At 36.6% G+C, this 21,491-nt stretch carries 16 protein-coding genes; 10 read left to right on the top strand and 6 right to left on the bottom strand.

From position 1 onward, the window contains the following. Window positions 1-603 carry a YiiX family permuted papain-like enzyme gene (locus A9G42_RS03540; protein ID WP_065568258.1) on the bottom strand — a complete coding sequence of 201 codons (603 nt, stop codon included), beginning with the start codon at window positions 601-603 and terminating at the stop codon, window positions 1-3. A 95-nt stretch (window positions 604-698) separates the two neighbouring features. Further along, complete coding sequence (locus A9G42_RS03535; protein ID WP_065652677.1) at window positions 699-1,988, bottom strand: NAD(P)/FAD-dependent oxidoreductase; 1,290 nt, start codon at window positions 1,986-1,988, stop codon at window positions 699-701. A gap of 351 nt (window positions 1,989-2,339) precedes the next feature. Here A9G42_RS03535 and A9G42_RS03530 point away from each other — a divergent pair, with 351 nt between their 5' ends. The 4 genes from A9G42_RS03530 to rraA all read left to right on the top strand — a co-directional run bounded on the left by A9G42_RS03530 (window position 2,340) and on the right by rraA (window position 6,378). Next, entirely contained in the window at window positions 2,340-3,311 is a 972-nt protein-coding gene (locus A9G42_RS03530; protein ID WP_065568260.1) for an HlyD family secretion protein, read from the top strand. Next, a complete protein-coding gene (locus A9G42_RS03525) occupies window positions 3,293-4,432 on the top strand; it encodes an ABC transporter permease (RefSeq protein WP_065652676.1) in 1,140 nt (379 codons plus the stop codon). Before A9G42_RS03530 ends, A9G42_RS03525 begins: the two co-directional genes overlap by 19 nt. 14 nt (window positions 4,433-4,446) lie before the next feature. After that, window positions 4,447-5,601, top strand: a complete 1,155-nt coding sequence (locus A9G42_RS03520; RefSeq protein WP_065652675.1) for an ABC transporter permease — start codon at window positions 4,447-4,449, stop codon at window positions 5,599-5,601. 285 nt (window positions 5,602-5,886) lie between these two features. Then, on the top strand, window positions 5,887-6,378 hold the full coding sequence (gene rraA, locus A9G42_RS03515; protein ID WP_065568263.1) for a ribonuclease E activity regulator RraA: 492 nt from the start codon (window positions 5,887-5,889) through the stop codon (window positions 6,376-6,378). 89 nt (window positions 6,379-6,467) lie between these two features. Here rraA and dprA read toward each other — a convergent pair whose 3' ends face one another. Then, window positions 6,468-7,571: a DNA-processing protein DprA gene (gene dprA / locus A9G42_RS03510; protein ID WP_065652674.1), complete on the bottom strand. Its 1,104-nt coding sequence runs from the start codon at window positions 7,569-7,571 to the stop codon at window positions 6,468-6,470. A gap of 161 nt (window positions 7,572-7,732) precedes the next feature. Here dprA and def point away from each other — a divergent pair, with 161 nt between their 5' ends. Beyond that, a complete protein-coding gene (gene def, locus A9G42_RS03505) occupies window positions 7,733-8,245 on the top strand; it encodes a peptide deformylase (RefSeq protein WP_065568264.1) in 513 nt (170 codons plus the stop codon). Between the two features lie 42 nt (window positions 8,246-8,287). Here the strand turns inward: def and grpE are convergent, their stop codons facing one another. Next, complete coding sequence (gene grpE / locus A9G42_RS03500; RefSeq protein WP_065642485.1) at window positions 8,288-8,872, bottom strand: nucleotide exchange factor GrpE; 585 nt, start codon at window positions 8,870-8,872, stop codon at window positions 8,288-8,290. 156 nt (window positions 8,873-9,028) lie between these two features. Here grpE and nadK point away from each other — a divergent pair, with 156 nt between their 5' ends. Continuing rightward, complete coding sequence (gene nadK / locus A9G42_RS03495; RefSeq protein ID WP_065652673.1) at window positions 9,029-9,907, top strand: NAD(+) kinase; 879 nt, start codon at window positions 9,029-9,031, stop codon at window positions 9,905-9,907. A 473-nt stretch (window positions 9,908-10,380) separates the two neighbouring features. Here the strand turns inward: nadK and A9G42_RS03490 are convergent, their stop codons facing one another. Beyond that, window positions 10,381-10,878, bottom strand: a complete 498-nt coding sequence (locus tag A9G42_RS03490) for a phosphatidylglycerophosphatase A family protein (RefSeq protein ID WP_065588335.1) — start codon at window positions 10,876-10,878, stop codon at window positions 10,381-10,383. A 98-nt stretch (window positions 10,879-10,976) separates the two neighbouring features. Next, complete coding sequence (gene argF, locus A9G42_RS03485; RefSeq protein WP_065652672.1) at window positions 10,977-11,987, bottom strand: ornithine carbamoyltransferase; 1,011 nt, start codon at window positions 11,985-11,987, stop codon at window positions 10,977-10,979. 267 nt (window positions 11,988-12,254) lie between these two features. Here argF and carA point away from each other — a divergent pair, with 267 nt between their 5' ends. The 4 genes from carA (at window position 12,255) to cas3f (ending at window position 21,192) form a co-directional block, all read left to right on the top strand. Then, window positions 12,255-13,412, top strand: coding sequence for a glutamine-hydrolyzing carbamoyl-phosphate synthase small subunit (gene carA, locus A9G42_RS03480; protein WP_065652671.1), 1,158 nt, complete (start codon window positions 12,255-12,257; stop codon window positions 13,410-13,412). 2 nt (window positions 13,413-13,414) lie between these two features. After that, complete coding sequence (gene carB, locus A9G42_RS03475) at window positions 13,415-16,630, top strand: carbamoyl-phosphate synthase large subunit (RefSeq protein ID WP_065652670.1); 3,216 nt, start codon at window positions 13,415-13,417, stop codon at window positions 16,628-16,630. 294 nt (window positions 16,631-16,924) lie between these two features. Further along, window positions 16,925-17,878, top strand: a complete 954-nt coding sequence (cas1f, locus tag A9G42_RS03470; protein WP_065652669.1) for a type I-F CRISPR-associated endonuclease Cas1f — start codon at window positions 16,925-16,927, stop codon at window positions 17,876-17,878. Continuing rightward, on the top strand, window positions 17,875-21,192 hold the full coding sequence (cas3f, locus tag A9G42_RS03465) for a type I-F CRISPR-associated helicase Cas3f (protein ID WP_065652668.1): 3,318 nt from the start codon (window positions 17,875-17,877) through the stop codon (window positions 21,190-21,192). Before cas1f ends, cas3f begins: the two co-directional genes overlap by 4 nt. Window positions 21,193-21,491: the final 299 nt, after the last annotated feature.

The raw sequence follows: 21,491 nt of genomic DNA, 5'->3' as shown, positions 1-21,491 counted from the left end.
TTACCATTGTTTGTCAACTGTTGTCAGTAAGGGGGAATTAAAAATAGAAACTGGTGAAATAACCGTTTCTTGATAAGGAATTTTGTTTCCATAACGCTCTTTTAATTTTTTCTTCACGACAGGTGATGAAAGATTAAAATCTTTGATAGTTTGTAATTGACCAATTTTCAATTTCAAAGCCTTATCATAAATTTTCCAGATTAATTCAGAACAATAGATATAATTATTGTCCCAACCAAACCAGATATCATAAGGTTTGCCTTCAAAACTACTTGCGACTTGCTTTAATTTAGCAATTTCGCTATGGGATAGATTGTGATTTTTTAAACGTTTTATGATGTAGTTTTTATTTTTACCACGTGCAATCCAACTATTTAGTGGTGTATAAACGACTTTATTAGCAGCTTCAAAAACATATGGCTTACCATTATTTTTAATAAAAATAATTCCCATATGACTGTATGGAGAGTTTGTAGCTTGTTCAACTGCCAGGCTTTGTCTTGATTGTGAGGATTGAAAAATAATATCCCCATCTTGAGGTTTATAACTAGCAATACTAATAAAGCTAGCTAAAGACAGCATAAACAATATAACAAAACGCATTAAATTTACTTTTAGCTGTAAATAATGCTATAAATTATAAAATAAAATAGCCACTTATAAAATAGTGTTTTGTAAGTAGCTATTTAAATGGGAAACTAGTCTTGATGAGTAAAGATAGATGCAAATTTATTTTTATACGTTTCTTTACTGGTTTTAGCGAATCGAATTGTTTTGAATATACCCAATAAGCTTGCTTGATGCATGCGGTACAATAGGCGATGGATCGTTAAAGCAAAAAAGCCTTTAACGCTCATTTCTCCTTTTCCAGCAATTTTAACCACACCTTGAGCGGTATCATGCAAAGAAATAATTGTTCCATTATCTGTATAACTGAATGATTTCATGGATTTATTATTTAACATGTTAACAATGTTTTCATAACAAACTTTTGCCATTTGATGTGCGGCTTGTGCGGTAGCGGGAGCGGCTCGCCCGCTGTCTTGCATTGCGTAAGCACAATCACCAATAACAAAAATATTATCATCACGTGTTGTTTGTAATGTTGGTTTTACTACAAGCTGATTAGAACGACTTGATTCTAATCCAGAAATATCTTTTAAATAATCAGGTGCTTTTACCCCAGCAGTCCAGATCATAATATCTGCATGAATGGTATCGCCTTCTTTTGGATAAAAGCCATCACTTTCCGCTTTAGTGATCATGGTTTTTGTTAATACGCGAATGCCACGGTTTTGTAAATTTTCAGTGATACTTAATGCTGTTTTTTCAGGTAGGGCAGGTAAAATACGATCAGTTGCTTCAATAACGGATACATCTAGTAAATCTGAACACATTTTATTGTGACCACAAGCGCCGAATGTTTCAACCATGTGAGGTAATTCAGAGGCTAATTCAACACCTGTTGCACCGCCACCGACAATAGCAATACGAATTTTATCTTCATTTTTTTCTTGTTTTTCATCAATAATTGAACAAAAACCAGCAAATTTGGCAATCAGTGTTTCACGTAAACGAATTGCAGCATTTTGGTCATCTAAAAAGATACAATGCTCTTTAACACCAGGTGTGCCAAAATCGTTTGAAGTACTTCCTATTGCTACAACTAAAATATCATAGGGTACAGCGATAGATTCGTTGTTTAAATCTTCAATAATAATTTGTTTTTCTTCACGGTTAAGATCTTTAAATGTACCTTGCGTAAATTGAAAGCTGTGTTGTTGCCCTTGTGTAGCATAATCAATTTTATCAGCTTGTTCGTTCAAAACACCTGTGGCAAATTCATGTAATAAAGGCTTCCACAAGTGATAGCTGTTTTTATCAATTAGTCTAATTTCGGCTTGCTTGTCTTTACCTAGTTTATCGCCAAGGTCTGTAGCTAGCTCTAAACCACCGGCTCCACCACCAATAATTATTATTTTTTTCATAAATTTCGAACCTTATCGTATATTAATTGAAAATATCATACTAAATAAGTAGGTTTTTATCTATTTCTTTTAACTAATATCAATTATAAATAAAACCTATTAAAGTGATGTTTTATAATTATCAAAATTTATTTAAAAGTTAAATAGAATATAGCCATATTGACTATTCATAATGTTAATATATTCTTATTTTTTAAAATAAAAATTCTGCTTTAGTTGTTGAAATAAAGCATTTTTGGTATAACCTATAATATAGTAATCGTTACAATTTAAGTATGTAAAATCTGTAATGCATACCATCGTCCTAATTGTTTAGGTCTTATCTAATCATTATCACTCTATACAAAATTTATGAATAAAAAAATTTTTATTACGATTGTGTTAATTGTTATTTTAATCTCAATGACAATTTTAATTCGCTCACACAATAGTCAGCTTATCTTACAAGGTGAGGTTGATGCGCCTAATGTTAGTATTTCGTCAAAAGCTAAAGGACGGGTGCAGGCTATCCATGTTAATCGAGGCGATGATGTAAAACCAAACGATATATTAATAACGCTCGATAGCCCAGAGTTATTAGCACAAGTTAAAGCCGCACAAGCAGCATGTGATCAAGCTCAAGCTCAAGTTACACTTTCTAAGCACGGCACACGTGAAGAAAGTATTCGCTACTATCAAGCATTACTTCAACAAGCTAAAGTTGCTTATGCTAATGCCACTAAAGAGTATGATCGCAATAAAGCTATTTTTAGTAAGGGTTATGTTTCTCAATCAATCTTAGATAATGCATTAAAAATACGTGATGAAGCCTTTCAACAAGTTCTGTCGGCACAAGCTAATTTAGATCAAGCGCAAAATGGGGATCGCATTGAGCAACGTGAAATTTACGATGCAAAATTAAAAGAGGCGCAAGAGCAACTTAAACAATTACAAATTCAATATGATGATTTACAAGTAAAAGCACCTGTCGCAGGTGAAGTTGGTTCGATACCTGCTGAAGTTGGTGAGTTATTTAATGCCAATAGCCCACTGTTAACTGTCATTCAGCTACCACAGGCTTACTTTATATTTAATATTCGCGAAAACATTATGCCCAATATTCATAAAGGTGATCATGTTAAGCTTGAAGTGCCCGCACTCGGCAATAAAAAAATTGAGGCTGAAGTTCGTTATATTGCGCCCATGGGTGATTATGCAACAAAACGGGCAACGCGAGCTACTGGTGATTTTGATTTAAAAACCTTTGAAGTTAGGCTTTATCCAACAAAGCCTATTACTAATTTACGTGCAGGTATGAGCACATTATGGAAAATAGACAATTAATTGGGGATTTTTGGCATCGCTTTAAACAAGCGTTTAATGCTGAAATACCCACCATTTTTAAACGATTTACTTTCCATTGGCTAATGTGGATTTTGCCACTAATTATTTTTGTATTAATCAGTAGCATATTCCACCGCGGTGTGCTATTTGATCTACCTGTTGGCTATATAGATCATGATAACAGTGTTTTATCACGTGAAATTGTGCGCAATCTTAATTCGGGTGCACATGCAAGTCTTGTTAACTATGATAGTCAGCTTTCAGAGGCCGAGCGCGATTTGCGAAAAGCAAAAATTTACGCCATTTTTTATATTCCCCCTAATTTTGAAGCAGATGTATTAGCTGGCCGTCAGCCCACTCCAATGCTATATTACAATGCGTTATACTATAGTGCGGGCTTGTATTCTATTATGGACTATTCTGGCCTTATTGCCGCATTAAATACTCAATACCGTAGCACAATGGCAACTAGTATTGGGATACCAGTACCTAAGCTTGCAAAAGTAAACTTCAATTATGATGGATTGTTTAATGCCAGTGGTAACTCAATGTACTTTCAGCAATTTTCTGCTGTTGTGCATCTACTACAACTGTTTGTTGTCACAATAACGATTCATCTATTAGCACAATTACCAAAGCGAACTCGCCCTAATTATCCTTTTGTTTTAGGGAAATTAGCGCCTTATACCATTTGGTTTACTATGTTACTTATTTTTGAAATTGCTATGCTGGTTTTATTTTCTGATGCGCGTGTATCAGGATCACCCTTTGCAATGATGATAGTTGTGTTTTTTTATGTTATTGCTGCGCAAAGTATCGGTATTTTGCTGTACACTTTTACAAAAACGCCAATTGATGCTTATTCCTATATCGGTCTTTTAGTTGGGCTGGCGCTAACTTATTCGGGCATTGTTGTGCCAGAACTATCAATGCCATGGATTGCCAGATTCATTTCATCTTTAGAGCCATTAACTTATGCACTTAATAAACTGTTTGATCTGTTTTTACGTCACTCTAGCTATCTTTCAGTGCTAAAAGTCTGTGGTATTTTAATGATCTATCCAATAATTATTACTGTGTTAGTAAGAAAACGTCTAGTAAGACGACTACATTCACAGTAAGGGGAAAAACCAAGATGCTTAAAATATTTTGGTCTTCATTTGTAAAAATATTTTTGCTTATGTTAGTGAGACCAAGGTGGTTATTGTTACTCTTATCTGTCTCATTGATGAGTTTAGTTTATAGTAATGGAACTATAACCAGCTTGCCAGTAGCCATCGTCGATCAAGATCATACACCAACAAGTCGAGGTTTAATTCGCTCTTTAAATACTAGCTCTAAAATCGAGACCATCATATATGAAAGCTCTCTACAAGCTTATGATGATATTAATAATCATAAACTGTTTGCGGTATTTACTATTCCAAGAGATTTTGAAAAGCGGTTATTAAATGGCGAAGAAGTGACAATACCTGCATATGGTGATGCTTCAAGTCGTTTAGCCAATGGTTTAATACAAGTCGATATAAAAGGGATCTATCAACAGATATTAACTGAATATAATACTCGAATAATGCGTAATAGTGGATTTTCAGATAAACAGATCAATATTATTTTATCGCCAATAAATGGTCAAACTGAACCACTTTATAATCCTGGCGTCAGTTTTGCCGCTATTACCTTTCCGGGTTTATTAGTAATGTTATTGCAACACTCATTTTTAATTGCTTCAACACGTACTAATATTACATTAAACTCGTTACCGCAGGGTAAACCACCTAAAATTATCATATTGGGTAGCTTGTGTGGTCTTATACCGATCTGGTTATTTTTATCCATTGTTCTGTTTGGTTTATGGCCTTGGGCACTTGGCTATCGACAACTCGCCAATATTCCAGAAATTTTAATCATGACATTTCCATTATTGCTTGGTGTTTTAGGGCTCAGTAAATTGCTGACTGAATGTTTACGTAAAACCGAAATGATCTATTTGACACTCGCATTTTTGACAACCCCCGTATTTTATTTATCGGGTACAATTTGGCCGCTTGATGCCATGCCTTTTGGGGTACAAATAGTTTCTAAAATGTTACCATCAACTTGGGCAACCAATATGATAGCAGGTGTCAATCAAATGGGGTTAAGCTTAAAAGATAATTTATTTAATGTATTTATGATTTTGTTGCTTGGGATTATATACGGTTCACTTGGCTTTTTTATTGCAGCATTGCGAGAAGGTCGAGTAAGAAAATTTTTAAAAAACTCAACGTCTAAATCTAGAAAAATATAATAATCAATAGATTATCAATGATATAAAATATAAATCCAGTGGCTTATTGTTATTAGCTTTACCGATTGATATTAAACATTGCTATGATGATTTAAATTGTTCGTTAATAACTTTTTATTAGTACAAGATTAGTACAAGCAGTTAGGCTTGCTTTATTGGTTAATTTATTTTATTGTTTGAGAATTATCTTGAATTAGCACTCGTTTATTTAAATTTAATATCGTTTTACTTGTATTCGCGTTATACTAAATAAACTTATATACCACAGCAAAAGGAGACTTGATAATGGAGTTTGATACTTCAGTTCTTTGCGATTATTACCCAGAAGACGTTAACGTTGTTGAACCGATATTTAGTAATTTTGGCGGTGTGACATCATTTTCAGGTCAAGCTGTAACAGTTAAATGTTTTGAAGATAACGGGCTACTATACGAAATTTTACAATCGGACGGTTCAGGTAAAATTCTTGTTATTGATGGTGGTGGTTCTGTTCGTCGTGCATTAATTGATGCAGAGCTAATCGATATTGCCGTGCAAAATCAGTGGGAAGGGATTATTGTTTATGGCGCTGTTCGTCAAGTTGATCACTTGGCTGAAGCTGATATTGGTATTCAAGCGCTGGCAGCAATTCCAGTTGGTGCTGAGGATCAAGGCATAGGTGAAATCGATATTCGAGTTAACTTTGGTGGCGTAACTTTCTTTTCTGGTGATTTTATCTATGCTGATAACACTGGTATTATTTTATCTGAAATTGCGCTCGAAATTGAAGATAAATAAAAAATAACCTATACCGCCGAAGCCTATCGGCGGGTTTTATATTTAAATGCGCGCTTTTCTAAAGTTTTTTAACAAGGATTTTGTTAATGCTAAATTATTCGATTACGAATATAACCGCCAGTTACCGTTTTAATCAGTCCCTCTAGTTCCATATCTAATAATTTAGTTGTCACTTCGGAAATCGGTAAATTGACTTGCTGGGCAATAATATCAATAGGAATAGGTTGGTGGTGAATCACAGCAAAAATTTCCGGATACAAAATAGAATGACTTGGCGCTTCTTTAATTGAATTAAGCGAGTTATTTACTACTGATAAATAGTTATAATAATGCTCTAAAATATCAGCAGGCTTAGAAACCAAATAAGCGCCTTGTTTAATTAAATAATGAGTTCCACTACAGTTTTCATTATCAATATCGCCAGGTAAAGCAAAGACATCGCGATTTTGCTCAAGTGCATAGCGCGCCGTAATTAGTGAACCACTTTTTTCTGATGCTTCAATCACAAAAGTACCTAAACTTAATCCGCTAATAATTCGGTTTCGACGAGGGAAATAGACTGATCTGGCTTTTTCAAATGGTAGAAATTCAGAAACAATGGCGCCGTCTTGTGCCAAAATATCATTGGCTAAGCTTAAATTTGATCTTGGTGCAACCTTTGCTAATCCACTGCCTAGAACTGCAATAGTCGGGCCAGATACTTCAAGCGCACCACGATGGCAAATTGCATCTAACCCTAGCGCCAAACCACTGGTTATGGTTAAACCATTAATAGCTAATTCGCTTGCAAAATATCGTCCCCATTGTGCTCCATATTCACTAAATTCGCGACTGCCCACCATAGCCAATTGAGGAGAATCTAGTAACTGCCGATTACCTAAAACAAATAATAATAAAGGCGGAGAATCAATTTGCTTAAGCAGTAAGGGATAATCATTATCGCAATAGGCAATAAGATATTTTGGTGGAAAAGGTGAATCTAACCATTCAAGTATTGGCTCAAAATGTAGGTATGATGTTTCATAAAAAAGTGCTAATTGAATGTCTGATAATCCTAGTTTATTTAATAGAAGAGAGACATCTTTTATGCTACTAGGTAAACCGTTAGCAAAAAGTTGCATAATTTTTTCAAAAATGGCTCGTTTTCCATATCTAAGCATTGAAATTCGTAATAAAAATTCATATTTACTCATCATAACCCTTTTTTATATACAGCTTAAACAGGCGTCATATCTTGAATTGATAAGATATATTTTATCAATAGCCAACAAGGGCTATTCATCAGTATGATAAATGTTTACAATGAATAATAGATGGAATAAACCCGAAATTTGAGGAGTAGATCGAATAATTTATGGCTATTTTACCAGTATTACGTTTTCCTGATGAGCGACTTCGCAAAGTTGCTAAGCCTGTTACTAAATTTACACCAGAGTTACAAACCATTATTGACAACATGATTGAAACCATGTACGCCGAAAATGGTATTGGCCTGGCTTCTACCCAAGTCGATGTGCATGAACAAATTATCGTAATTGATGTATCAGAAGACAAAAGCCACGTTTATGTGATTATCAACCCAGAAGTCATTAGCCAAGAAGGTGAAACAGGTATTGAGGAAGGCTGTCTATCGGTACCTGATTGCCGTGGTTTTGTGCCAAGAGCTGAAAAGATTAAAATTAAAGCACTTGATCGTAATGGCAATCCTTACGAAATTGACGCTGATGATCTATTGGCTATTTGTATTCAACACGAAATGGATCACTTAAAAGGTAAGCTTTTTGTCGATTATCTTTCACCATTAAAACGCCAACGAATCGAACAAAAAATGAAAAAACTTGCCCGAGAAGAGCAACGCAGTAAATAAAATTAACCGCCAGTACTTGGCGGTTAAACTCATTACGCTTAACTATTTAGCGACAATAACCATTGCAGGGCGAATTAAACGGCCATTTAAGGTATAGCCTTTCTGAATGGTATTAACAATTTGTCCTGACTGATGTTCAGGTGATTCAACCATGCTAATTGCTTGATGCATATCAGGGTTTAATTGAGAATCTTCGGTATTAATCACTTCAATACCAAATTTTTTGACAGTGTCTAAGAATGATTTTAATGTCAGTTCTAATCCTTCAACTGTCGCTTTATGTTCTGGATTGGTTTTATCCGTAGATTCTAAAGCGCGTTCTAGATTATCAATAACGGGTAATAATTCGTTAGAAAATTTTTCGAGTGCAAACTTACGCGCTTTATCAACATCTTGCTCGACTCGTTTACGAACATTATCAATTTCAGCTCGCGCACGAATCATGGCTTCACTTTCATTTTTTTTCGCTAATTGCAATGCTTGTTCAAGCTCTGCAATACGAGCATCTTTTGCACTTAATTGTTCTTCAAGATTTGGTTGCGCCGGCGCTTCTTGCTCGGCTGTTGCTTCTACTGGTGTGTCAATGTTAGTTTCATTTTCTGACATATTTTTATCTTGCTCTGTCATAGGGTACTCCAAATAATGTAGTCGAAAACTTAGTGAATAACGGTTATTATGGGGGCAATTTTTATGATTACAAGCTTATCATCATATTGATATGTGATTTTTTGAATTATTATCAAAAAATACAGATGGTTATGTAAAAAATAACAAGGATATTTTATGGATACACCATTTAAATGTATTGGCTTAATTGGGCTTCCACGTAAATTAGAAGCAATAGAAACTCATCAAGTGCTTTATGATTGGCTTGTTAAACTTGGTATTCGTGTGCTGGTTGAAGATCGCTTAGCGGATCACATTCAATTTTCTGTTAGCCACTACGCTTCGTTGGAAACAATTGGTGAGCAAGCCGATCTCGCTATTGTTGTCGGAGGAGATGGAAATATGTTGCATTCAGCTAGGCGACTATCGCACTATAAAATCAAAGTTATTGGTGTCAATCGCGGTAACCTCGGTTTTTTAACTGATATTTCTCATGAACAAGTGATTGAACAATTAAGCCCTGTTATTGCTGGTAAATATGAGGATGATCCCCGCTTTTTGTTAGAAGTGTCTATTTATGATAATGGTAACTTGATTAACTCAAGTTTTGCTGTCAACGAAATTGTTGTTACTCCTAATACTGTTGCACATATGATTGACTATGATGTCTACATTAATGAACGCAATGCCTTTTCACAGCGAGCAGATGGGTTAATTATTGCCACACCGACCGGCTCTACCGCTTATTCACTATCGGCGGGAGGTCCTATTTTAGCTCCTCATTTAGATGCATTAATTATTACACCAATGTTTCCACATTCATTAGCGGTCAGACCATTAGTGATCAAAAGTGATAATGCTATCCGCTTAAAATTCCCAACGACAGCACTGGATCTTAATATTGCTTGTGATAGCCAAATTATTTTGCCTGTCAAACCCACACAAGATGTGATTATTCGCCGTTCTTCGTATGAGTTTAATTTAATTCACTCTAAGGATTATGATTATTTTAATAATCTTTCAAGCAAATTAGGATGGTCACAAAAGATGTTTTAGCTTGTGTTGTCAATAAATTTCAGAGAAATATGTATGTCAATATCAGATCATTGATCCTTGCCTTATTGGCGACATAAACCCCATCTAATTGCCCCAAGCTTAGTGTACGATATTAGAAACTAGGGCTATGATGTATCAGAAAGAATATAAATTAAGCATGATAAAAATCATTCAGAAAAGCTATTGATTTTATTGAAGTTTTTATTTTGTTGATTATCAGCAATAATATTCATCTTTTTTACCATTAGTCTATCGCATGATGTACGGCCCAATACATTAAATAGGCCGTTTAATCCTGTTGAACTCAACCTAGTTTGGATGACCGACATCACGGATATTCCCCCCTCGTGAAGGTGGGGTATACTTCGGTGTAATGATTTACTCGGTCGAAAAGCGATCTGCCAGCAAACAAGCTCATATATTGATAGTGGCGAGTTTTGTCTTATATTTTGGCGAGGATCACGCTTCATCTCTTAAAGAATAAATGTCATCGCATAAACAGTAAATGAGGAAAAGATAGCGGCAATTACATCATCTACCATAATGCCAAATCCACCGGGGATACGTTTATCAAACCAGCGAATTGGCCAAGGTTTTGCCATGTCAAACACTCTAAATGCCACGAAAGCTATGGCAATCCACATAAATGAAAGTTGCGGAATAAAAAATAGCGTGATCCACATTCCGACAAATTCATCCCAAACAATGTGCCCTGAATCGTGAGTATGGGTATCATCCGATGTTTTTTGGCAAATAAAACAACCAAAAATAAAAGTCACTAAAATAAATATCCAGTATAAAGCTGGCTGTAAACCATAAAACAAAAGCCATAACGGGATAGCCATTAATGAACCCATGGTTCCCGGCATAATCGGTGACATGCCGCTACCCAATCCTACTGCTAAAAAATGAATGGGATTGGTCAGTTTTAGGTATTTTTTAAAATTTTTGTTTCGCTCTTGTTTGGTCATGATTCAATATTCTTTTAGATAAAATTATGCCGACATTAAGTCGGCAAAAAGAAAGGAGCTTATGTTAACAAAACACCTTTGTATTAATTGTGACAATATTATTCGTCTTTGGTTAATGTTGCAACCATTACCGCTTTGATCGTATGTAGGCGGTTTTCCGCTTCATCAAACACGATGCTATGTTTAGATTCAAAAACTTTATCAGTCACTTCTAATCCATTGTTTAAACCATATTGCGCAGCTATTTGTTTACCAATCGTGGTATTCATATCATGAAAAGCAGGCAAGCAGTGCATAAATTTGACATTTGGGTTACCAGTGAGTTTAATCACGTTTTGATTTACTTGATATGGTGTTAATAGCTTAACTCGCTCATCCCAAACATTTTTAGGTTCGCCCATTGACACCCATACGTCCGTGTATAAAAAGTCAACATCTTTAACGCCTTTGGCAACCTCTTCAGTTAAGATAATTTTTGCCCCTGTTGTTTTAGCGATATCTTGGCACTTTTGCACAAGGTCAGCTTCAGGTTGGCAAGCTTTTGGGGCAACTAATCGAATTTCCATTCCCATTAATGCTGCACCTTCCATTAATGAATTCCCCATGTTATTTTGTGCATCGCCTAAATAAGCAAATTTAATACTGTTTAATGGGCGATCACCGATATGCTCTTGCATTGTCATAAAATCGGCTAATATTTGCGTTGGATGTGCTTCGGTTGTTAAACCATTCCAGACTGGCACACCTGCATATTTTGCTAAGGTTTCAACAATTTCTTGACCATAACCACGATATTCAATTCCATCATACATTCGACCTAGCACGCGCGCGGTATCTGCAATCGATTCTTTATGCCCAATTTGGCTACCACTGGGACCTAAATAGGTTACTTGAGCTCCTTGATCAAACGCACCTACTTCAAATGCACAGCGAGTACGAGTTGAATCTTTTTCGAAAATAAGGGCTATATTTTTACCAACTAAATGTTTTTTTTCGTTACCTTGTTTTTTGGCTTTTTTTAGTTCGATAGCAAGTTCAATCAATCGATTAATTTCTGCTGGAGTAAAGTCGAGTAAACGTAAAAAATGGCGTTGATAAAAACCGTACATATTGAGCTCCTAAAAAGCGGTAAATTTTGCTAAGATTTTATTTGAATAATTATGCAATTTCAAGTTAAACCTTCTAGATTTATTTGATATTATTTCTAAGCATTGAGTTGTCTAAAATTTTAGATTTTGTCATTTGATTATTTTTTATAATATTGCTTTTTTTGTTTAAAAAAGTGTAATAATATGATTAAATATTGTATTATTAAAAACAATTAAATTGAATTTTTATTCATATTTATTGGTTGTTTAATCAAAGGTAGCTTAATCATGCAAACTTACGCCCTCCTTATGTTGCAAGACGGTTCGCAATTTATTGGTAAATCCATTGGTGCTAACGGACAAACTGTTGGTGAGGTGGTCTTTAATACGTCAATGACTGGCTACCAAGAAATCCTTACCGATCCCTCTTACTGTGAACAATTGGTTACACTGACCTATCCTCATATTGGTAATGTCGGAACAAATGATGATGATGCCGAATCCAGCCAAATTTATGCAAAGGGATTGATTATTCGTGATTTGCCATTATTAGCCAGCAACTACCGAAGTGAACTCGATCTTTCCAGCTATTTAAAAAAGCATAATGTTATTGCCATCGCCGATATTGATACGCGACGCTTAACGCGTATTTTGCGTGAAAAAGGAGCACAGCATGGTGTTATTATAACAGCAACGGATAAAAAGACCTTACTTGAAAAAGCCGAAATAGCCAAACAACAGGCAATAAATTTTAAAGGATTAAGTGGGCTTGATTTAGCTAAAGAAGTGACGTGTTTGACAAGTTATATTTGGACTCAAGGCATATGGACAAGACAACAACAGCCTAATCCAATACCAGAAAAACAATTACCATACCATGTTGTTGCTTATGACTTTGGCGTAAAACGCAATATTTTGCGCATGTTAGTTGAACGTGGTTGTAAATTAACAGTCGTATCAGCCAAAACGACAGCAGAACAAGTCCTTGCATTAAAGCCAGATGGAATATTTTTATCTAATGGCCCAGGTGATCCAGCCCCTTGCCGTTATGCAATTGAGGCTATTAAGCAGTTTTTAAATACTGACATTCCCATCTTTGGTATCTGCTTAGGTCATCAACTTTTAGCACTAGCATGTGGCGCTAAAACGATTAAAATGAAGTTTGGTCACCATGGCGGAAATCACCCCGTTAAAAATCTTGAAAATAATCAGGTTATGATCACCGCTCAAAATCATGGTTTTGCAGTAGATGAAGCAAGTTTACCTGCTCATTTAAGAGCCACTCATAAATCACTATTTGATGGTTCACTGCAAGGTATTCATCACAATTACAAACCAGCTTTTAGTTTTCAAGGTCACCCAGAAGCCAGTCCGGGACCGCATGATGCGGCACCACTTTTTGACCATTTTATCGAATTAATCAAAATTTATAAGCAGGAGCAATAAGCATGGCGAAGCGAACAGATATCAACAGTATATTAATTATTGGCGCAGGCCCAATTGTTATTGGTCAAGCATGTGAATTTGATTATTCGGGAGCACAAGCCTGTAAGGCGCTACGTGAAGAAGGCTATCGCGTTATTTTAGTTAATTCCAACCCAGCCACTATCATGACGGATCCTGAAATGGCCGATGCCACTTATATCGAGCCAATTCATTGGACATGCGTTCGCAAGATTATTGAACAAGAAAGGCCAGACGCCATTTTACCAACCATGGGCGGTCAAACAGCGTTAAACTGTGCATTAGAGCTTGAAAAACAAGGTGTATTGAAAGAATTTAATGTTGAAATGATAGGTGCAACAGCAGATGCTATCGATAAAGCCGAAGATCGTAAACGGTTTGATGAGGCGATGAAAAAAATCGGCCTTGATACCGCTCGTTCAGGCATTGCGCATTCGCTTAAAGAAGCTTATGCCGTTCTTGAGCAAGTTGGTTTTCCTTGCATTATTCGCCCGTCCTTTACCATGGGGGGAACTGGGGGCGGAATTGCATATAACACAGAAGAATTTGATGAAATTTGTACCCGAGGACTTGATCTTTCACCAACCAATGAACTACTTATTGATGAATCATTAATTGGTTGGAAAGAATATGAAATGGAAGTAGTTCGAGACAAAAATGATAACTGTATTATTGTTTGCTCAATTGAAAACTTCGATCCAATGGGTATTCATACAGGTGATTCAATTACGGTGGCTCCGGCACAAACCTTGACGGATAAAGAGTATCAAATCATGCGTAATGCATCAATTGCCGTACTGCGTGAAATTGGCGTTGAAACCGGTGGCTCCAATGTACAATTTTCCGTTGATCCAAACACTGGGCGATTAATTGTCATTGAGATGAATCCGAGAGTATCACGTTCATCAGCGTTAGCTTCTAAAGCTACCGGTTTTCCAATTGCTAAAATCGCTGCTAAATTGGCAGTTGGTTATACACTCGATGAATTATCGAATGATATTACAGGGGGTAAAACCCCCGCCTCATTTGAACCGTCAATTGATTATGTGGTCACTAAAATCCCACGCTTTAATTTTGAAAAGTTTGCTGGTTGTAATGATCGTTTAACCACGCAAATGAAATCGGTTGGTGAAGTGATGGCCATTGGGCGTACCTTCCAAGAATCAATACAAAAAGCATTGCGAGGGCTTGAGGTTGGCGCTTCAGGATTTGATCCTAAAATTGATAATTATACTGATGAAAAAAATATCACCAAAATTCGTTATGAACTCCAAGAAGCGGGTGCCGATCGTATTTGGTATATTGCCGATGCTTTTCGAGCTGGTTTAACGCTTGATGAAATCTTTTTATTAACGCATATTGATCGCTGGTTCTTAGCCCAAATTGAAGAATTAGTACAAATAGAAAATCGATTAAAACAACAAACAATTAACAAGTTAGATGAAGAACAATTATGGCAACTTAAACGCAAAGGTTTTTCTGATTTATGTATTGCAAAACTGATCAACTCTACCGAACAAGCCGTTCGTCATTTACGGCATCAATACCATATCCATCCTGTTTATAAACGTGTTGATACTTGTGCTGCTGAATTTGCAACCGACACGGCCTATCTGTACTCAACCTATGAACAGGAATGCGAAGCTAAGCCTCAATTTCGTCGTAAAAAAATCATGATATTAGGTGGTGGTCCTAATCGAATTGGCCAAGGTATTGAGTTCGATTATTGCTGTGTGCATGCAGCATTAGCTCTGCGTGAGGATGGTTATGAAACCATTATGGTTAACTGTAACCCAGAAACCGTGTCAACCGATTATGATACTTCTGATCGCCTCTATTTTGAGCCAGTTACGCTTGAAGATGTGCTTGAGATTGCGCATGTTGAAAAGCCAAATGGTGTTATTGTGCAATATGGAGGGCAAACACCACTAAAGCTTGCCCGTGCACTTGAAGCGGCAGGTCTACCTATTATTGGTACTTCACCCGATGCTATAGATAAAGCCGAAGATCGCCAGCGTTTTCAAGAAGTCGTCGATAAATTGAAATTAAAACAACCAGCCAATGCAACGGTGACCGATATTGATGAAGCTATCACCAAAGCGGAAAAAGTCGGTTACCCATTAGTGGTTAGGCCATCTTATGTATTAGGTGGTCGGGCAATGGAAATTGTCTATAATGAGCAAGATTTACGGCATTATTTTAAAACAGCGGTAAGTGAATCGAATAATGCCCCTGTCCTACTTGATCACTTTTTAGATGATGCCATTGAAGTAGATATTGATGTGATTGCTGATGGTGAACAAATTGTCATTGGTGGTATTATGGAACATATTGAACAAGCAGGGATCCACTCTGGCGATTCAGCTTGTTCATTACCTACACACACACTAACCTCAGAGATTTTAGCCCAACTCAGGCAACAGGCTAAACAGTTAGCACTTGAGCTTGATGTGAAAGGCTTAATGAATGGACAGTTTGCTGTTAAAGATAACCAGATTTATTTAATCGAAATCAACCTGCGAGCAGCTCGCACTGTCCCTTTTGTCTCAAAAGCAACTGGCTTACCACTCGCTAAAATCGCCGCACGAGTCATGGTAGGAACAACCTTGGCACAACAAAACGTAACTAAAGAAGTAATCCCTCCTTATTACTCAGTAAAAGAAGTGGTATTACCGTTTAATAAATTTAGTGGCGTTGATCCTATCTTAGGACCTGAAATGCGCTCAACGGGTGAAGTTATGGGCATCGGTAAAACCTTTGCTGAAGCCTTTGCTAAAGCACAACTTGGTAGTTTATCAAATATGAAAAAATCAGGGAAAGTGCTACTATCTGTGCGTGACCAAGATAAAACAAGGCTATTAGGCGTCGCTAATCGATTAATTGCTCATGGATTTAGTATTGATGCCACTATTGGCACGGCAAAGGTATTACAACAAGCAAATATATCATGCCAAATCGTAAAAAAAGAAAACGAAGGGCGACCAAATATCCACGATCATATAAAAAATGGGGAATATAGTTATATCCTTAATACCACATCAGGACGAGCAGCTATTGATGCATCCAAAATATTGCGCCGAAGTGCCATTCAATATAAGGTGCATTACGATACGACAATGAATGCAGCTTATGCCACAACAGCAGCGTTAGATTACGATCCTACGCATAACGTAACCCCACTACAGGCGCTTTATCCATAGCCTAAAAGACGAGCAATGCTCGTCTTTTATAATCTATTAACTGATATAATCGATTAATTTAAATTAGCTTGCCGGTGAATTTTCTGCTGACATCGTCCAAATATCTGCCTCAGCTACATCATGAATATGATTTGCAAAATTATAACAACGTTGAAAAAGCTTATTATCAAGATTGCTTTGCTAAAGTAAAAATAATGAACTCACAGCTTGCAACCACAAGAAAAAGCTCGTTTTTTCCGCAATATCGTGTTAATTTATTTATTATATTTTAATTAATTTAACAAGTTATCATATATGGATATGATTCATTCCTCTGATCTAAAAACGATCATGCATTCCAAGCGTGCCAATATTTATTATTTAGAGCATTGCCGTGTTTTGGTTAATGGTGGGCGTGTTGAGTATGTGACGGAGCAAGGGCAACAGTCTTTATATTGGAATATCCCAATAGCTAATACTACCTGTATTTTATTAGGTACCGGAACGTCATTAACGCAAGCAGCCGTGCGAGAGCTTTCACGAGCAGGCGTCATGATTGGTTTTTGTGGAGGAGGCGGAACCCCACTTTTTTCATCAACTGAATCTGAGTTTGCCTGTCAATTTTTTTCGCCACAAAGTGAATATCGTCCGACAGAATACCTACAAAGTTGGTGTCAATTTTGGTTTGATGACAAGCGTCGATTACAAGCAGCTAAATTATTGCAACAAACAAGGCTTAATATTATTAGTGAGTGTTGGCCACAATTTGATTGGGATGTTGATAAAACGCAGTTAACGCATATTCTTACTGATGCAATACAACAATTTACCGATGTGGATAATAGCCAAGCACTTTTAGCCGCTGAAGGGCGAATTAGCAAACGCCTTTATGGCATGGCAAATCAATTAACACTACAAGATGATAAATTTAAGCGTGAGCATGGTACGCATGGTAAAAGTCATGACCCGGCTAATCAATTTTTAGATCATGGTAACTACTTAGCCTATGGACTTGGTGCAACGGCTTGTTGGGTATTGGGGTTACCCCACGGGCTTGCTATTTTACACGGAAAAACTCGGCGCGGTGGTTTAGTTTTTGATGCGGCCGATATTATCAAAGATGGCATTGTATTACCCCAAGCCTTTTTATCAGCTAAACAAGGGGATAGTGAAAAAGAATTTCGTATGGCGTGCATTGCGCAATTTGCCCAATTAGAAGCACTTGATAAAATTATTGATACCTTAAAACAGATAGCCGATCAAATATGAATATTTTACTTGTTAGCCAATGCAAAAAGAACGCCTTAACCGAAACACGGCGGATTATCGATCAATTTGCTGAACGTTGTGGAGAACGCACATGGCAAAGCCCAATGACCGAAGCCGGTCTACAAACACTCTATAAATTGTTACGCAAAACCGCACGAAAAAATACCGCAGTTGCTTGCTATTGGACTCATGGTAAAAATTTAACTGATCTTTTGTGGATTGTGGGTGATCGCAGTCAATTTAATCAAGAAGGGCGCGTCCCAACCAACCGTACGCGGCGTAATATTTTACGCAGTGACAGCGAAAATTGTTGGCAATATGCAACCACTATTCAATTAATCACAACCATAGCAGCATTACTTCATGATTTAGGTAAAGCAACGATTGGTTTTCAATCTAAATTACGAGCAGAAACGGCTGTGGCTGCTGATCCTTATCGACATGAATGGATTTCGTTACAATTATTTTTATTAATGATTCAAGACTGCCCCACCAACGAAGCCTTATTTGATCGATTAGCGAATTTTACTGAATATCGACAACAGCATCCTAATTGGTACAAACAGCTCACCCAAGTCGAAAAAAATGATCTTACCCAACTGCCTTTATTGGCGCAGTGGATCGCATGGCTGATTGTGTCGCATCATCGAATGCCGTTTTTACCGGACTCATTAACGAAGGATGTTAAAAATGTACAAAAAGGAGATTTTGATATATCGGGCTTAACTATCCGAAGTTTTTATAAAACATTTAAGGCAATTGATAAATGGGTTAAAAATAGTCATAGTCAACACACTTCACCCAACGATTTTTGGCAACTAAAAAGTGATATCACCTTAAGCCAACCTTGGCTTAAAAAATTAAGCCGTTATGCAACCAAAGCCCTAAACCATATTCCTTTAATGCAATTGGCTAATATTGACGCATTTTTATTGCATATTTCGCGTTTAAGTTTAATGGTGGCTGATCATAACTACTCAAGCTTGTCTTTAGCATGTGAAGAGGCAAAAGAAAATGAAACAATACTGATTGCTAACACAAATTACCAAAAAAAGCCTAAACAGTGTTTAGATGATCATTTAATTGGGGTCGCTAATTTAGCGGCTCGCTTTACTCGTTTATTACCTAAAATAATCACAGAATTACCTGCCATCAATCAACATAAACCTTTCACCAAACGAACAACTATAAAACGATTCCAATGGCAAAATCACGCGTTTGATTTAGCCAAAAGTTATCAACAACTATCTGATGAATGTGGCTTTTTTGGCGTGAATATGGCATCGACTGGCTGCGGTAAAACCTTAGCCAATGGGCGGATTATGTATGCGCTTTCAAATCCTAAACGCGGCGTGCGCTTTACCGTCGCACTGGGATTACGTGTTTTAACGTTGCAAACAGGTAAAGCATTAAGAGAAAGATTACACTTAAGTGATGAACATCTGGCGATTTTAGTGGGTGGGCGAGCCACAAAAACCTTGTTTGAACTGAGTAATGAAGAAATTCAACAAAACGATTCTCAAAAAAAATCAGAAAACCAAGGTAGTGAATCTATCGAATCGTTACTTGATGAATATATTGATGTAGCCGAAAGTGGTATTGCGGATTGTGAATTAGGGACGATTATCGAAGACAGTAAAGCACGGCAATTACTTTATGCGCCCATTGTGACATGCACTATTGACCATATTATTCAAGCGAGTGAATGTGGGCGTGGTGGTAAATATATTGCACCCACGTTAAGATTGTTAACTTCAGATTTGATTTTAGATGAGCCGGATGATTTTGATCAACATGACTTACCTGCACTGGCTCGCTTGGTGCATTTAGCTGGGTTATTTGGTAGCAAAGTACTACTGTCATCGGCGACCTTAACACCAGATTTAATTGCCGGATTATTTGATGCTTACCAAGCAGGGCGAAAAATTTGGAATCAAAATAACCAATATGCCAATAATGCCATTGTATGTGGTTGGTTTGATGAATATGAACAGTCGATATCACCAATTGCTGATACTAAAACGTTTAGCGATCATCATCAGCAATTTGTAGCAATGCGCATTCATCAATTAGAACAGAGCGCAATCCGTCGTCAAGGGCATATTTTGGATCTACTAAATTACCAAGAAAATAAAACAGAAAACCAAAAAATCAATTACGGTGTGCTGGCTAAACAATTATTAGATCAAGCTTATCAATTCCACCAAGATCATCATCAAATAGATAAAGAATCACAAAAAAAGGTAAGCATTGGTTTAATGCGTTTTGCCCATACCGAAGATGTTATTTCACTTACAGAACAAATTTATGCCCAAACCAAGTTACCTACTGATACTGCTTTTCATATCGTGGTTTATCATGCTCGGCAACTGCTGTTATTGCGTAGCCAGTTAGAAGAAAAACTTGATAGAATTTTAAATCGCAGTGATGAACAGGCATTATTTCATCAGCCTGAAATTATCGATGCCATCAAAGATAGCGATAAACAAAACCATATTTTTATTGTTATCGGTACGCCAGTGACCGAAGTCGGACGCGATCACGATTATGATTGGGCAATTGTTGAACCATCATCCATGCGCTCTATTATCCAGCTAGTGGGGCGAGTATGGCGACATCGACCACAAAAAATGGCACAAAAGGCCAATGTGGCGATATTAGGATCGAATTTAACGGCAATTAAAGCTAATTATCGTACGGATAAGGCCTGTTTTACTAAGCCTGGATTTGAAGAAGAGTCATTATTCTTGCTGAAAACCCATAAAACAAATGAACTCATTCCTGCTCATCAGTTAGTGAATATAGATGCGGTTCCTCGTATTAAGTCTTGCCCTGAAGATGGGCTAACGCTCGCCGAATTAGAACATAAGGTCATGGCAAATCTGTTTGCGATTCATGCCCGTAAAAGTAATTATGTCACCAGCTATTGGCAACCAGATTTAGCACATCACCATTGTGTGCATTTACAGGCAATTTCACCATTTAGAGGGAATAATAAGACACAAGATGAATATATCTGCCAACTTGATAATGGTGATTATCAATTTAGCTATGCAGATGTAGCATGGCAAACACCAGATGAATGCTGCCCAAGTACTCAAAATAACCAAATTAAATACAAACACTGGTTATTTGAAAATCCGCAAGTGAAACCATGGTTAGAAAATAGTGTAGAACAAGCCATAACAAAAATAGCGGAACATTTCCCCAATAAAAACTTATACCGATTAGCCAATGAGTTTTGTAGTGTCAGCTTATATCGGAATAGCAATTGGCATTTTCATCCTTATTTTGGTTTTTATAAAAAGAAATAATTGTTAGTTTTATACTAAAACATATATATCACCTGAAACTTTTTTACAAAACATCATCAGGTAGGTAGTGTTGCTAGTAAAAGGTAGGTAATTCTTTTATACTGAGTTCTGACAGCCGAGTAGGTTGCTGAGAAATGTTAAGTATTTACTTTTCTTTGAAGTGAATTTTACCGCTGAATAAGCGGTCTATAAAAGTGTTAATCTTGGATGGTGTAAATTAGCTAGTTTTATTTATTGTATTGATTTTTTTAAATTGTTTTTAATTTTATTCCTGTTAAGTATTAATTTTTTCTTTGATT

Source organism: Gilliamella sp. Nev6-6 (assembly GCF_001690605.1).
GTDB classification, from domain to species: Bacteria; Pseudomonadota; Gammaproteobacteria; order Enterobacterales; family Orbaceae; genus Gilliamella; species Gilliamella apicola_C.
The sequence above is the reverse complement of the archived record's forward strand: the minus strand, read 5'-3'. Positions and strand labels throughout refer to the sequence as shown.